Origin of the sequence: Nostoc sp. PA-18-2419, from assembly GCF_005869855.1 — a bacterium.
In the GTDB taxonomy this organism is placed as follows: Bacteria; Cyanobacteriota; Cyanobacteriia; order Cyanobacteriales; family Nostocaceae; genus Nostoc.
Map to the genome: position 1 here is coordinate 31,010 of NZ_SZNH01000001.1, position 17,856 is coordinate 48,865.

3 protein-coding genes are annotated in these 17,856 nt (G+C 43.5%); all 3 read left to right on the plus strand.

Annotated features, from left to right (window positions below; genetic code table 11):
• The first annotated feature begins 673 nt into the window (after window positions 1-673).
• The 3 genes from FCR06_RS00165 (at window position 674) to FCR06_RS33270 (ending at window position 17,525) form a co-directional block, all read left to right on the plus strand.
• Window positions 674-6,520: an Ig-like domain-containing protein gene (locus FCR06_RS00165; RefSeq protein WP_138496852.1), complete on the plus strand. Its 5,847-nt coding sequence runs from the start codon at window positions 674-676 to the stop codon at window positions 6,518-6,520.
• 190 nt (window positions 6,521-6,710) lie between these two features.
• Entirely contained in the window at window positions 6,711-12,155 is a 5,445-nt protein-coding gene (locus tag FCR06_RS00170) for a phytase (RefSeq protein ID WP_138496853.1), read from the plus strand.
• 597 nt (window positions 12,156-12,752) lie between these two features.
• Window positions 12,753-17,525, plus strand: coding sequence for an esterase-like activity of phytase family protein (locus tag FCR06_RS33270; protein WP_138496854.1), 4,773 nt, complete (start codon window positions 12,753-12,755; stop codon window positions 17,523-17,525).
• Window positions 17,526-17,856 lie beyond the last annotated feature (331 nt).

The following is a 17,856-nucleotide window of genomic DNA, read 5'->3' on the forward strand; positions in this document are numbered from 1 at the left end:
TGGGTTGCTGTTATCAATTAGATAATGGTTAACCCATGCAAAATCAGAGCATCCCAATGTAAGCAAATTTACCAAGATGGTAGATAGTTATTGCCAATGCAGCGAAGTGCAATGTTCGCCCTTGGTATTTCTGAAGAGTAGTAATCGCAAAATCTGAAATATTGCGATTGCTTCTCTCCATTTCATTACGCTCGCAATGACAAAATATCKCACTACTGAGTTTTCAATTTTGAGCAAAACTTAAGCCAAACAACAGAAGATGTATTTGCAATCTCATGCTAAATATTTATTTGTTTTAACCTTTTGCTAGCTATTTCTTAATATTACTGAGATAAGTTGAATTTGCTGAATAGTAATTAATACTCAGATAAAATGTAGTTTTTTTTTGACTATATACTTTATTTTCATGCTGAACTTGCGATCGCTCAAAGCCTCAGTACAGTCTACTGCCTGACTGTAAATTTTACCTTTGGAGTTAAATTTTTTTACTGTCAAGAAAAAATGGCATTGACATTCCCAAGTATTAGCACTGCCAGCTTTTGACTAATAAAATCTACATCTATCTGATTTCAATTATTTAGGAAACTACCTAGACGCCTATCGCGCCACCAATTCTTCAATAGGCGCTTTAAGTTAAATTCACTACAAAAAACTTCTCTGTAAATACACATTTATGGCATCAACAATTCTTACTCCTGGTGATATAGCGATCGCTGGTTATATCAATAACGGTAGCCCTGATTCTTTCTCTTTCGTTAACTTAGTACCTATTGGTTCAGGTACAGTTATTTACTTCACTGATAACGGCTGGACTGGTAGCGGCTTCAGGGGTTCATCCGCAACTGATGGCGATGGCAATGAAAACCTGATTCGATTCACAGCTAATAATGATATTCCAGCTGGTACAGTTATCCGTAGCATTGATACATCTGCTAACTATACCTGGACGAAATCAGGACAAATTGGAACCACTAGTGCAGGTAGCTATAATGACCTTTCTTTAGGTCAAGGTGGCGACCAAATCGCGGCATTTCAATCTACCAATACCTCAAACCCGCTTAATTCGGGTTTCACAGCTATCTATCAGATTGATTATACAGGGGTATTTGAAAACGCTACAGATTCTAGTAGTGGTAACGTCATTCCAGGATTATCCCAGGCTGATAACACGGCTGTTATTACCAATACAAGTCCTGGCAATACTGCGAGTAATCCTGCTACTTACGCAGCGTTTAATCTTAACACACTCAGTAGTGGTACAAAAGCTCAATGGTTAGCGGCAATCAACAATCCAGCAAACTGGACATTTGGTAGTGCAACTAGTTTACCGACTGGCAATATTACTGTTTCTGGTGGTGCAGGTTCTCAACCAGACCTGAGTATTAGCTTGGCAGACTCCCCCGATCCGGTAATTATAGGCAACCCCCTTACCTACACTCTCACCGTGAATAACAACGGTACTGCTAATGCCAGTGGCATTTTAGTACAATATACCTTGCCTAGTGGGGTAACCTTTAATGGTACAACTGTTGCCAACGGTTTTACTGCTAGCCAATCTGGTGGTGTCGTAACCTTCTCTGGTGGCAGCATTAATGCTAGTGATACTGCTATCTTGACCGTTAGCGTTACCCCAAATTCCGCCGGGACTCTCACTAGTGGCACACCAATTGTAGACCCCAACAACACCATTGCTGAAAGCAGCGAAACTAACAATACTGCTGCTGCAATTACTACCACAGTTAATAATGTAGCAGTAGGACAAGCGCCGACTATTCAACTAGACACAGCTACTACCACAGACCTTTTAGATGCTAACGGTGCTTTGCCTACCACAGGAACGGGGGCAATCAGTGGCGTAATTGACAACGCCAACGACCCAGCAAAAACATTAGGCGTAAACTTTACCATCGCTGACCCGGATACTGCTGTAGGAAATTTGACCGTCACAGTCAACAGTAGTAATGCCGCAGTGGTTCCTAATGGAAACTTAACCCTAACTGGCACTGGAGATAGTCGCAATCTCAAAATCAATCCTGTAGGCGTTGGTACTGCCAATATTACAGTTACCGTCAGTGATAGTAATAGTACTGCAAATTATGCGATCGCCTATGCCGCGTCAGCGAATAATGGGACTGCGACAACTCAATTTTTAACGGGTACGAGTGATGCTTCTACAGCCATTCCTGTGGGTGGGACGTTTTTCTTAGAAGCGGATGACGAAAATCAAGTTTTGCGCCTTTATGACTCTAGCAAATCGGGACTTCCGGTAACTGGTTTTGACTTTACAAACTCTTTAGGACTGACCCAGAGTGATGGTTCTGGGGTGTTGCGAGAAGTGGATCTCGAAGCTGCAACCGAAATAGGCAATCGCATTTTTTGGTTAGGGTCGCAAAGCAATAGCGATGATGGCAAGAATCGTCCTAACCGCGATCGCGTTTTTGCCACAGATGTTACTGGTACAGGAGCATCCACCACACTCAGCTATGTTGGCCGTTATGACTTTTTAAAGGAAGACATCATCAACTGGGATGTCACCAATGGTCACGGTAAGGGAGCTAATTATTACGGCTTGGCTGCCAGCGCTGCAACTAATGTCGGGTCAAAGCAATCAAACGGCTACAATATAGAAGGCTTGGAAATTGCCCCGGATAACACTACAGCTTACATCGCCTTCCGCGCTCCCCAAGTTCCCCCCTCTCGACGCTCCAACGCACTCATCGTTCCTGTGACTAACTTTGCTAGCCTGGTATCTGCTAGCGGTGGTGGTACACAAGGCTCAGCACAGTTTGGCGCTCCCATTGAATTAGATTTAGGCGGTCGGGGAATTCGGGAAATTCGCAAGAATGCTAATAACCAGTACGTGATTATTGCTGGCCCAGCAGGAGACGCAGGAACAGCACCCAACGATTTTCGCCTTTACACTTGGGATGGCAATCCCAACAGCCAACCACAATTGCGTGCGGCTACATTTCCTGCCAGCTTCAACCCGGAAGGAATTATCACCATCCCTGATAATTTAACAGATACATCTCAAATTCAATTTGTCAGCGATGATGGCAACACCGTTCTCTACAACGACGGCACAGCAACCAAAGATTTATCACAGAACAATTTTAAAAAATTTCGCAGCGATCGCATTACCCTTGGCGGTGTAGTTCTCACTCCTCGGATTCACGACATCCAAGGTGCATCTCACATCTCTCCACTAAATGCCAAAAATGTCGCAGATGTACCGGGAATTGTCACAGTTGTCAAATCTAATGGCTTTTATTTACAAGACCCCAATCCAGATAACGATGTTCGCACCTCTGAAGGCATTTTCGTTTTTACCTCATCAGCCCCAACTGTGCAAGTGGGCGACTCAGTACTAGTTGGCGGTACGGTGAGCGAGTTCCGTCCTGGTGGTGCTAGTGGTACTAATAACTTGACAACCACAGAAATTATTAGCCCCACAATTGCCAAGCTGTCCAGTGGCAATGCTTTGCCAGCTGCCACGATTCTCGGTAATGGCGGCAGAACCATTCCCACCTCAGTAATCGATAATGATACCACTGGTAACATCGAAACTGGAACGACCACCTTTGACCCTGCCCAAGATGGCATTGATTTCTACGAAAGTTTGGAAGGAATGCTAGTACAGGTGAATAATCCTGTAGCAGTTAGCCCGACTAATTCTTTTGGGGAAATTTGGGTACTGGCGGATAATGGGGTTAATGCCACCGGACGCACAGCACGCGGTGGTATCGAGATTAGCCCCAATGATTTTAATCCAGAGCGTATCCAAATAGATGATGCCCTGTTTACCTCTGGTAGCTCACCCCAAGTTAACGTTGGTGCGACTTTCGGCACGATTACGGGTGTAGTGGATTATAGTTTCAGCAACTACGAAGTTCTGCCGACCTCGGTGACAGTTACTTCCAACACGCTGACGAAGGAAGTCACTAATTTAACTCCCACTACTGACCAACTAACAGTTGCTACGTTCAACGTCGAAAATCTTGACCCTGGTGATGGTGCAACCAAGTTTAACAACCTTGCTAGCCGCATTGTTAACAACCTCAAATCACCAGATATCATAGCTTTGGAAGAAATTCAAGATAATAACGGGCCGACGAATAACGGCACAGTTGATGCTAGCACCACCTTCCAAACATTAATTAATGCGATCGCTGCTGCTGGTGGTCCCACGTATCAATATCGGGAAATTGACCCACAGAACAACCAAGATGGTGGTGAACCCGGTGGTAATATTCGCCAAGGTTTCTTATTTAATCCCGACCGAGTTCAGTTTGTAGACATCCCTGGTGGCGGTACTTTAACTAATACCACAGTTAGCAATGTCAATGGTGTGCCCACACTTTCTGCAAGTCCCGGTCGCATTGACCCCACCAACTCGGCTTTTACTACCAGTCGCAAGCCATTAGTTGGTGAATTTACTTTCAACGGCAAAAATATTTATCTAGTTGGCAACCACTTTAATTCTAAGGGCGGCGACCAACCGCTATACGGACCAAATCAACCGCCAACCTTCAGTAGCGAAACTCAGCGCCAGCAACAAGCTACGGTGGTGAAAAACTTTGTTCAGAGCATTTTAGCGATCGACCCCAATGCCAATGTAGCGGTAGTGGGCGATTTAAATGACTTTGAGTTTTCCAACCCTGTCAGCATTTTAGAAAGCGCTGGACTGACTTCCTTGATTGAAACTTTGCCTCAAAACGAGCGCTACACCTACAACTTTGAAGGCAACGCCCAAACACTTGATCAAGTTTTAGTCAGTAATAGCTTGCTCAACAAGCTAGATGGGTATGATGTAGTTCATATCAACTCAGAGTTTGCCGACCAGGATAGCGACCATGACCCCAGCCTAGCTCGCTTTAATCTGCCTGCAAACAATGCTCCCACAGACTTATCATTAAATGCTACCAGTGTCAACGAAAATGTTCCAGCTAACACAGTTATAGGTACATTTACTACTACTGACCCTGACGCTGGCAACACTTTCACTTACACCTTAGTTGCTGGAACTGGCGATACAGATAACGCTGCCTTTGCAATTGATGACAATAGCTTAGAAATCAAAGCTTCTCCAGACTTTGAAACCAAATCCTCTTATAGCATTCGGGTACGCAGCACCGATAATGGTGGACTTTTCGTAGAAAAGGTATTAATTATCCAAGTTAACGATCGCAACGAAGCCCCAACAGCCGTAAATGATGCAGTCAGCATTGCCGAAGACGCAACTACATCTAATCTCTACACCACCTTGCTAAGTAACGATACTGACCCGGATGCTGGAGATACTAAAAACATTATTGCAGTTAACACCACAGGCACAAAAGGCACAGTCTCCTTTAATCAGAACACTCAAACCCTAACTTACATAGCCTCAAGTTTTAACTCTCTATCCCAAGGGCAGACTGCAACTGATAGTTTTAGTTATGCACTTGCTGACAGTCAAGGATTGCAGTCTACTGCTACTGTTAATATCACTGTTCTCGGTGTCAACGATGCTCCCACAGTGCAACCGCTTGACGACCAAATCATTTCTACTAATAAAGCTTTCTCTTTCAATGTCAGTAATAAATTCACTGACATCGACCAAGCTGACACCCTTACTTACAGTGCTACAGGTTTGCCTACTGGTTCTAGTATCGTTGCAAACACAGGTGTAATATCCGGCAAAATCAGCCAAGCTGGCATTTTTGCAGTTACAGTCACTGCTGCTGATGGTAAAGGCGGTAATGTGAGCGACACCTTTGACTTGACTGTGGCCAATAACAAGGCTACATCTGGCAACGACATTGTCTTTCTCGACCAACTTGTTGGCGTGAATACATTCAATGCCTTAGGTGGCAATGATCGCTTAATCGGCACTGATAGCAATGAAACACTCAGTGGTGGTACAGGCAATGATTACATTGATGCCAAGGGCGGTAACGACTCCCTCTTGGGGAACGATGGCATTGACACACTTATTGGTGGAGCAGGTAATGACATCCTCGATGGTGGAGCTGGCAATGACATACTTCTAGGTGGACTTGACAATGACACACTTCTAGGTGGAGCAGCCAATGACAGCCTCGATGGTGGAGCTGGCAATGACAACCTCAATGGTGGAGTTGGCAATGACACACTTTTAGGTGGGCTCGGCAATGACATTCTTTCTGGAGGTGGTGGCAAAGACCACCTGATTGGTTGGGGAGGTGGCACAAACGAAATTGACCAACTCAACGGCGCTCAAAGTGCAGATACTTACATTTTGGGTGATACCAATTCAGTTTTCTATGCCAATTCCGGCAATGGTGACTACGCCGATATTGTTAGCTTCAAAGCAAGTGATCGGATTCAGCTTAAGGGATCTGTTGACAATTACTTCTTGGGATCAGCACCAGTGTCTGGATTTAGCAGGTCGGCTGTGGGCATTTTCACCAAGAATGGGGCGCAATTAGAGTTAATTGGGGTTGTGGAAACCGGATTAAACCGCAATTTGGCAACAGATACTCGTTTCGTCTTTGTTTAAAGCTGATTCAAGCGATCGCTCCTGAGAAAACTTAAGAGCGATCGCTTGGCTTACGCACAGACGTAGAGTCGCACAGAGTAAGGATTTATTGCGTCTTCTCTAGACCAATTATCTACACCAATAACCCTTAATTAAACGGTATTGAATTTGCTACTTCCAATTCTCCTGGAATCTACCTCAGAATTAAACTATGGTAACTACAAGCACAATTCGTTTTTCCCAGTTCAATGCTTCCCTGAATCGGAACGCCGAAGGCCAATTAGTAACTGATTTATCTACTCCTGATAATGCTCAGGCAAAGGCAGTTGCGGAAATCATTCAGCGTAATAACCCAGATGTACTACTGATTAATGAGTTTGATTACTCGCCACAGGCGGTTCAACTATTCAAGCAAAATTATCTTGCAGTCAGTCAGAATGGTGCAAGTCCGGTTGATTATCCCTACTTTTACATTGCTCCTTCCAATACGGGTATTGCTTCTGGGTTTGACTTGAACAACGACGGTACAGCCGTTACCACCTCAGGTACAGCCGGATATGGTGATGATGCTTTAGGATTCGGTAGTTTTCCTGGTCAATACGGAATGTTGCTGCTATCCAAATATCCCATTGATACAGCTAATATCCGCACCTTCCAAAATTTTCTCTGGAAGGATATGCCCAATGCTTTGCTTCCGGATGACCCGGCGACACCAGAGCCAAATGATTGGTATTCTCCGCAGGAACTAGCGGTTCTACGCCTCTCCTCTAAAAGTCATTGGGATGTACCTATCGAAGTGAACGGTGAAATAATTCATGCTCTTGTTAGCCATCCCACACCCCCAACATTTGATGGGTCAGAAGACCGCAACGGTAAACGCAACCATGACGAAATCCGTTTTTGGGCAGACTATATTACTCCTGGTAAAGGCAATTACATCTACGATGATGAAGGTAAAACAGGCGGGATTACTGCTGGTTCAAGCTTTGTAATTATGGGCGACCAAAATGCTGACCCTTTAGATGGTGATAGTTATGACTATGCTATTCGCCAATTGTTGCAAAATCCTGGTATTAATACTAATGTCATCCCTACCAGTCTTGGTGGTCCGCAACAAGCAGCTTTGCAGAGTGGTGCTAACACTAATCATATAGGTAATCCAGCTTTTGACACTGCAGACTTTGCTGATACTACTCCCGGAAACTTGCGGTCTGATTACGTGCTACCCTCCACTGACCTAACAATTACCGACTCAGGAGTATTTTGGCCGCTAAATACTGACCCGACATTCTCCCCAGTAGGTGTTTTTCCTTTCCCCAGTTCTGACCATCGCTTAGTGTTTGCAGATGTGCAGACTGGGGCAACTCCAGCAGGTAAAACCATTCCTAATATAGGATTTGTTGGACAAACTACTTTCGCTACTGGCTTTATTCCTGCTGGCGCGGCAGGGACTGTGAATGGGGTACAGACTCCGGTGGGTGGATTGTCTGGTGTTACCTATGATGCTGCAAATAACCGCTACTACGCTATCTCAGACGATCGCTCTCAAGTTGCCCCTGCCCGTTTCTATACCTTCACTGCCGATTCTGGAGTGACTTTTACTAACGTTACTCCCCTAAAAGATACCAACGGCAACTTTTTTGCAACCAACAGCCTGGACACAGAAGGTATTGCTTTAACCAACAAGGGCACAGTATTCATCTCTTCTGAAGGCGAAGTTAATCCTGCTGCTGGCCGCGTTACCAATCCCTTTATTAAAGAGTTTTCGCTGACTACAGGGCAAGAAGTGCGATCGCTTGCTGTCCCTAGCAAATTCTTACCAGTAGTCGAAGACACTAACGGAGATGGTATTGTCGATGCAGGAGATACCCAGACATCAGGTGTTTACAATAACTTAGCCTTTGAAAGCCTCACCATCACACCTGACCAAAAAACTTTATTCACGGCTACTGAAAACGCATTGTCCCAAGATGGCTTAAAGGCTTCACTTACTAATGGCAGCCCTTCCCGAATTCTGCAATATAATTTGGTGACTGGACAGCCAGAAAAAGAATACCTCTACATCACTGATGCCATTCCCGAAGCACCAAACCCCAGCACAGGCTCGGCTGACAATGGTTTGGCGGATTTATTAGCAATAGATAATCGTGGTACTTTCCTGGCATTAGAACGCTCCTTTGCCCAAGGTGTGGGCGATACCATCAAAATCTACGAAGTTTCTTTGCAAGGTGCAACTGACATTAGTTTCGACGATTCTCTCAACAATTTGAGTGCTGAACAACTAGCAGCGATTAAACCCGCCCAAAAGCGTCTGCTGTTGAATTTAACTGACCTCAATCTGCCCACTGATGCAAATCACCCGATTACAGGAGTAGATAATATAGAAGGTCTTGCCTTCGGCCCCAAACTAGCAGATGGTCGTCAGTCGATTGTATTGGTAAGTGACAACAACTTTAGCAGCACCCAATACACCCAAATCCTCACCTTGGGTGCAGACTTAGTTCCCACTGCTGCACCGACAGTAGAAACTCGTCCCGATTTATTTGACGATGAAGATCCAGCATTACCTGCTGTAGATCGAGATGCTGATGCTGATGACCCTGCTATCTATGTTAATGCCACAAATGCTGCTGATAGTTTAGTATTAACCTCAGTGAAAAATGCCGGACTGCGGGTTTATGACTTGTCTGGTAATTTGTTGCAAACAGTTAATCCCGGTGGTATTCGCTACAACAATATTGATTTGCAATACGGTTTTAAATTAGGCGGTCAATCTATCGATATTGCCGTAGCTAGCGATCGCCAAAATGATAAACTAGCAATTTTCAAAATTAACCCGAACCCCACAACTCCCGGTCAGTATTTGGAAGATATCACCGATAGCAATATTGGTACTATTTTCCAAGGATTGCCTTTTCAACCTCCCTATTCTGCATCCACTCGTAGTTCTTACGGACTTGCCCTATACCGTAGCCCCGAAACTAATGATTACTATGTCTTTACCACTCGTCGCCAAACTGGAGATATAGCTCAGTTCAAGCTAATTGACAAAGGTAATGGCAAAATTGGAGCAGAACTGGTGCGCGAGTTCACCATTCCCTCGCCCACCGCAGCAGGACGTTCTCCTCAAACAGAGGGTATGGTAGTTGACCAAGAAACCGGCTTTCTCTACATAGCCCAAGAAGATGTCGGCATCTGGAAATTCAACGCCGAACCAGATGGTGGCAAAACAGGCAAGTTGATTGACCGCGTGCGTTTTGAAGGTGGTTCTCACCTCACCGATGACGCTGAAGGGTTGACCATTTACTACGGCAAAAACGGCACAGGCTACCTGCTAGCATCCAGCCAAGGCGATAGTACCTTTGTTGCCTACACTCGTGAAGGTAATAACGAATACGTGGGTAACTTTGCTATTGGTAACAACGGTTCGATTGATAGCGTCCAAGAGTCAGATGGTGCCGATGTAACTAATGTACCACTGGGCCCTAACTTCCCATTTGGTTTATTTGTTACTCAAGATGGGTCTAATGAACCTGCCAAAACCATCGATGGCGAAAACGTCAACTCAAACTTTAAGCTAGTACCTTGGGAAAATATAGCCAATGCCTTACCTAATTCTTTAAATATCGATACCAGTAGTTACGATCCTCGCAATCCCGTTGCTCAACCCAAGTTGACTATCTATGACTTTGACAACCTACCTAAATTAGGCACCACCTCCAAAGGTCAAGATATTTTCTTAGGTGGTTTTTCTGGGTTGTATTTCCAAGGAATTGCGGCAAATGGCAACCTAAAATTTGTCACTAACACAGACCGTGGCCCCAATGGAGATGCTGATGGTGTCAAAAGACCATTTTTATTACCCAACTTCCAGCCAGAAATAGTCAGTTTTGAACTCAATCGCACCACAGGTGAAATCACCATCACCAACAGAACAGGATTATTTCGCCAAGATGGCACAACGCCATTAACCGGACTACCAAACTTGCAAGCTGGGGCAAATGGTACTGCCTACACAGATGAAATTGCTGTTGACTTAAATAATAATGTTCTTCCTAACGATCCTTTGGGCGCAGACTTAGAAGGAATTGCAGTTGCACAAAATGGTGACTACTGGATGGTGGATGAGTACCGTCCAGCAATTTATCACTTTGATAGTAATGGTAAACTAATTGACCGCTTTATTCCTCAAGGAACTGCCACTGCACCCGACCCAGACCAACCCGCCGGAACTTTTGGTACTGAGGTACTGCCAGCAGTTTATGCCCAACGCCGCAATAACCGAGGATTTGAAGCTGTAGCACTCCAAGGTAATAAATTATATGCCTTTATTCAGAGTGCGATCGATAATCCAGATGTCGCCAATGACGCAAGTTCTAAAGCTTCTATCAACCTGCGAATTCTAGAGTTTGATACTGTCACTAAGCAGGTAACAGGAGAGTATTTATATCGCTTAGAAGGTTTACCGGGAACTGATAAGATTGGCGATGCAGTTTCTTTAGGTAACGGCAAATTTGCAGTAGTTGAACGAGACGATAATGGTACATCTGCTAGCAATAAACTAATTTACCAAATTAATTTAGCCAGAGCGACCAACATCAACAACCCTGCTAATTTTACTTTGCCAGCAGGTAAGACTATTGAACAATTGACCTCTGCGGAATTAGCTGCTGCCAATATTACCCCTGTAAGCAAGAGTTTGATTGCTAATGCTGCTCAGTTGGGTTATACCGGTGTCGAAAAATTGGAAGGTTTAGCACTGGTAGCACCCAACACCTTAGCTTTGATTAACGACAACGACTTTAATATTACGGGCAATACTCCTGCTGAAAAACTGGGTATTCTAGAATTACCTAATAATCTGACACCTGTAGAGCCTACTTTCCCAGGCAACTTTGGTTCTAGCGATAGCGATAATGTCACAGTTGAGCCAGGACAAACATTCTTCGCGGGTGATGGTGCAGACTTTGTAGAAGGTACTAAAGGCAACACAATCGAAGCTGGAAAGGGTGATGACATCGTACTCGTAGGCAGTGATTCTTCAGTATCCGGGGGAGAGGGTGACGACCAGATATTTATTGGTCAAAACGGTTCAGCTAAAAATACCAAAGTTGATGGTGGCAATGGTAATGATGTTATTACCGTAGTGGAAGCCAGTGGTAGTAATAATTTATTTGGAGCTGCTGGCGATGATACTCTCACAGTCATTGAAGGTTCTCATCAATGCTTATTCGGTGGAAATGGCAACGACAGCCTTACCAGTAACGGCAGCAGTAACCGTTTGTTTGGTGGTTCTGGTGATGATAAACTCTTCTCCAATGTCAATGACTCGTTGTTTGGTGGCGATGGAGATGATGTGCTATTTGCTGGTCAGGCAGGTGGTAATCGCCTAAGTGGTGGTGCTGGTGCAGACCAGTTCTGGATTGCCAATGGCAGTCTACCAACTACTAACAACATTGTCACTGACTTCAGCATCGGTATTGACAAAATCGGGCTTGGTGGTATTGGCGTTACTCAATTTAGTGGTTTAACACTATTGCAACAGGGTAGCGATACTTTGCTGAAAACCGGAAATACTGAGTTGACTTTATTAGTTGGAGTTACATCGACTAGCCTGAAAGCTAATGATTTCGTTTTTGCTGCCAGTGTGATTTAGTCAGTTCTAACTAACGTGATTATTACAGCTTCATTACACAGTAAAATTTAATGGAGCTGTAGTGAATTTTTCCAAAAGTGCTTAAAAATAAGCTGAAAAAATCTAAATTGTATAATCGAATTAATCAAACTCTTGTAAGAAGCTTTAGTATTTCCACAGATTAGCTCCGGAGTCGTGAATTTTCACTATAATCGGCTACATTTATGCATTTTTATAGATATAAATACTTATATTTATTGAGCAATAAAACCAGGATTTAAAAAACTTTTTTATCTCAAAAATATATATGATTTTTTCATAACACATTAGGTCAAAGATTACAAGTCAAGTTTTCTTAACCAATTCACAATTTTTTCACAACTTTGGCTCTGTAAGTTAACTAGTATGTAATTATCATTGTCGATTTTGATACTTAAATGTTCTAGTGATAAATCAATTGTAGTGGTGGTTGACATTTAATAGTTCAGACTCAACAATTTACTAGTCAATTACATCTTTGAAGCCAAAAACTATTAATTTTACCCTCACGAAATGACTTTTGTGATTCCACTAGAGCGAAGACCATTTCAATAATTAGACACAGGGAGATTCTCTTTTATGGCTAAGAATGTCATCATTATGATTGGAGATGGTATGGGCTGGGAAATGGCTCGTGCTGCATCAATCTATAAAGAGATTCAAAATGGAAAGACAGGTGCTAATTTAAGCGATTTTTATACACAAGGTAAGGGTCAAGGACTTAACTTTCAAACACTCCAAGGCTATGGTTTGGTAACCACCTACGGGACAACGATCGCTGATAATAATGGAGTTTTTAGTACTGGTAATTCAGCTGTTGACGGTACTAACCCCATCACAGGAAAAAGCCCAGTTCGCCCTGGTTTCACCTTTAATCCTACTTTTAATCCAGGTAATACCCCGACAGGTGGTGCAAAAGTTAGTGATGGTGCTGTTGGTAACCTCGTAGGTTACGACCCTACCAGAGGTGGTATTAATCCTTGGACTCCCGGTAATAACCCTGAATATATTAAGTACAGCTATCCTGACTCTGCAAACACCGCTACAACTCTCTACACTGGGGTCAAGACCTACAACAACGCCATTGCCGTTGATATTTTTGAGAATCCTCTAGAAACAATTCTCAAAACTGCGAACGAAGTTGGTAAATCTACTGGTTTAGTGACTTCAGTTCCCATCGACCATGCCACACCCGCAGCAGCAGCAGCCAACGTTAATCGTCGCAGCAAGTATGATGCTGACTATCCGGCATTAGACAATATCCTGCAACAGCAACTCCGTATTTATCAACCGACGGTATTACTTGGTGGCGGACACCCACTTTCAGCTCCTGGAGACATACTACCAAACGGGGTTGAGCCGAATCGGAGCAATGAATTCATTAAGCAATCTACTTACACAGAACTTAGTACTAAGCCAACTAATAACATCTACGATTACACCTTTTTGGAGCGGGGTGAGAACGCTGCACAGAAACTAGCCGAAACGGCGGCGACACTTGATCCGGAAAAAGGCGATCGCCTCTTGGGTCTGTACGGCGCTCGCGGTCAAAATGGTAACTTGCCTGTAAGTTCTGCTAACGGCGACTACAGTACCACTGGTTTAGATATGTTCAGCGTTTTCGCTAACCAAGGTGATAACGCCAAAGTAGACACTAAGCGTCCCTTACTTCCTGGAGAAACGGACGCGTCTTTTATCGCCAAAGAAACTAACGAAAACCCAACCCTCAATGACTTGACAAATGCGGCGTTAGATGTACTTGGTAAAGACCCTGATGGTTTCTGGTTGATGGTTGAGGGTGGCGATATTGATTGGTCTGCCCATGATAATAATATGGACAACTTGATTGGCACCGTATTGGACTTTGATAAGGCAGTCGGATCTACAATTGACTGGATCGAAAAAAATGGTGGTTGGGAAGAAAACCAACTCATCGTTACAGCTGACCACGATCACTACCTGACTCTAAACGGTGATTTTCCAACTTTAGTAGAAAATCAAGGTGCCGAAGCGTTAACGAATTTGGATACTCCAGCAGAAGTTGGACATTACTGGGGGTCAGATCCCACTGTCAAATATGGTTGGGGAAGTCACACCAACCGTCCTGTACCTGTTTACTATCAAGGCGCTGGTTCAAAAGTGCTAAGTAGCTTGGTGGGTAAAGGTTATAACGCCTATGGTTCTGATATTCCTGGAATTACGGGTTTAAATGATCAAACTCATATTTACCAAACAATGTTTGCTTCAATAGTGMCAAAAGTTGAATTAATCGGTTTTGCTTCCTTACCTGCTGATACTTTTAGTGATGGGCCACCTTCTGGTAAAGATGTTTCAGCTAATGGTAGAACAGGGCCTTTCCCAGGACAGCCAATACAAGGCTTTAGCGGTGTCCAATTTGCTAACAGCAACTCTTTCTACTTTCTGTCAGACAACGGTTACGGTAGCAAAGATAATAGTGCAGACTTTCTGCTGCGAATCAATCGTCTAGACCCGAATTTTCAAGGAACAGAAAACGGCGATGGTACTGTTAAAGTTTTAGATTACATTCAACTGTCTGACCCAAACCACAAAGTTCCTTTCCAAATTGTGAATGAAGGAAGTACTGGAAGATTACTAACTGGTGCTGACTTTGATGTGGAGTCATTTGTCTTTGATAAAGACGGGACAATTTGGGTGGGAGACGAGTTTGGCCCCTACCTACTGCATTTTGATGCCAGTGGTAAGTTGTTGGAAGCTCCCATTGCTACACCCGATCGCTTCAAAACTTTAGATGGAGAAGCACCATTAGTCATTGGTCACAGAGGTGCAAGTGGCTATCGTCCAGAACACACTTTAGAGTCTTATAAGCAAGCAATTGAGCGAGGCGCTGATTTTATTGAGCCTGACTTGGTTGTGACCAAAGATGGTGTCTTAATTGCTCGCCACGAGCCAGCTTTAGCAGTTTTGAATGCTGATGGCACTGTTAATTTCAGCAATACAACCACAGATGTTTACAAACATCCAGAGTTTGCTGATCGCCTCAAGACAGTAAGCTTAGATGGCAACACAATTACAGGTTGGTTTGCTGAAGATTTCACCTTAGCTGAAATCAAGACTCTACGCGCAGAAGAACGTTTACCTTTCCGCGATCATTCCTTTGACGATAAATTTGAGATTCCCACCCTCACGGAAATCATCAATTTGGTTAAGGATGTGGAAGCCAAGACAGGTAAAAAGATTGGCATCTACCCGGAAACTAAGCATCCGACCTATTTTGCTGATGAAGCTACCTATGTAGGCACTACGGACAAAATACACAGAAATATCAGTCAGTTACTTATTGATACGCTCAAGGCAAATAACTTTACCGACCCGAGTCGGATTTTCATCCAGTCCTTTGAAGTAAGTAATCTTAAAGAACTCCACGATACCATTATGCCTGCCGCAGGCGTAGATATTCCACTGATCCAACTTCTAGATGCCAGTGATATCGATATCAACGGTAAGATTATCGAAAGTCAGCCTTATGATTTGAAAGTTAGTGGTGATACTCGCACATACGGCGACTTGCGAACTCCAGAAGGCTTGGCTGAAATTGCTACTTATGCTGATGGCATTGGCCCTTGGAAGCGGATGATTGTTAGCGTCAAAGGTACTGATGCCAATGGCGATGGTAAAGCCGATGATGTCAATGGCGATGGAGTAGTCAATGATGCTGATAAGACAACATTACCTCCGACTACCTTAGTTCAAGATGCTCACAATGCAGGCTTGCAGGTTCATCCCTACACCTTCCGTGCCGAAGACCAATATTTAGCAGCAGATTACAAAGGCCAGCTAGCACTAGAAATTCAGCAGTTCTATCAATTAGGGGTAGATGCACTCTTCTCTGATTTTCCAGATATCGCTGATGAAGTACGCGATAAACTTAGAGACGATCCTCAATATAATGTAGTGCGATCGCCACAAAACCCCGATGTTCTTTCAGGTGATGCCTTTGCTAACTTGGCTAGTTCTAAAGGTTTTGAGGGCGGAGCAATCAACGCCAGCAAAACCAAGCTCTACATGCTACTAGAAGGCACAGTCCAAGGCGATACTCCTAGTGCTTTGCGGATTAACGAATTTGATTTAGCCAGTCACAAGTATACTGATAGAAAACTTTACTACAGACTGGACAATCCCTCAAATTCAATCGGAGATTTAGCAGTCATTAATGACAATGAGTACCTTGTAATTGAACGGGATAACAATCAAGGAGCTGCTGCTAAGTTCAAGAGAATCTACAAAATAGACTTGTCTAAAACAGATTCTAATGGCTATGTAGCTAAACAAGAAGTTGCAGACTTGTTGAATATCCAAGACCCCAATGACCTGAATGGAGATGGCAAAACTAATTTTGACTTCCCCTTTCAAACAATTGAAAATGTTTTAGTTGTTGACAAAAACACCATTTTGGTCGCCAATGACAACAACTATCCCTTCTCAACAGGCCGTCCTGGGAATGACCCTCAAAATCCAGTCATAGACAACAACGAAATTCTGCTTTTGAAGTTGGAGAAGCCACTTAATCTTGCTCCTGGCTTAGGTCAACCCCAAGCTGAAGAAATTAATTTTGGCTCCCCTAACAGCGATACTATTACAGTTGAGCCAAATCAAACCTTATTTACAGGTGACGGAGCAGACTTTGTAGAAGGTACTACAGGTAACACAATCCAGACTGGCAATGGTGATGACACTGTATTGGTAGGCAGTAACTCTTCAGTATCCGCAGGAGACGGAGATGATAGTGTCTTTATTGGTCAAAATGGTGCTGCTAGTAACACAACTGCTGATGGTGGTAATGGTAATGACCAAATTACTGTAGTCGAAGCCAATGGCAGCAATAACCTATTGGGAGGCGCAGGCGCAGACACTCTGACTGTAGTTGAAGGTTCGCGTCAATTATCCTTCGGTGGTTCAGGTAACGATACCCTTAAGAGTGAAGGTAGCAATAACCGTCTATATGGTGGTTCTGGAGATGACAAACTCTTCTCTGGCGTTAATGACTTGTTGTTTGGTGGCGATGGTGATGATGTGCTATTTGCTGGTCAAGATGGCGGTAATCGCCTAACTGGTGGTGCTGGTGCTGACCAATTTTGGATTGCTAATGCCAGTTTACCAACTAGCAACAACATCATTACTGACTTCAGCATCGGTGTTGACAAAATTGGACTTGGTGGTATTGGTGTGACTCAATTTAGTGCTTTAACTCTATTGCAACAAGGTAGCGATACTTTGGTAAAAGCCGGAAACACCAAGTTGGCTTCATTAATTGGAATTACGTCAACTAGCCTTACAGCAAATGACTTTGTTTTTGCTGCTAGTGTGGTTTAAATCGAAGTGATTACAGCTTAAATTCAATATTCCAAATTAACTAATGCTGTAATAATTTTGCGATTGCGAGGGAGTGATAGTCCCTCGCTTTTTATATTTGTGAGAAATTGATTTACTGGATGTTTGTAAAGTCCAAAATTTTAACTTGTTCATAACTTTCCTTAAACTTTGAACAACTATCTTTTGAAACACTGACCAGAGTTACATTCATTTAATTGTCTGTACTAAATTGTGTGGATAGTAAGCATTTTCACCAAATACTACTCAGGTTTTTGTAGGCAATAATCTTTGCTGTATTTAAGTGTAATTAATTACTAAGTACAGCGCAACG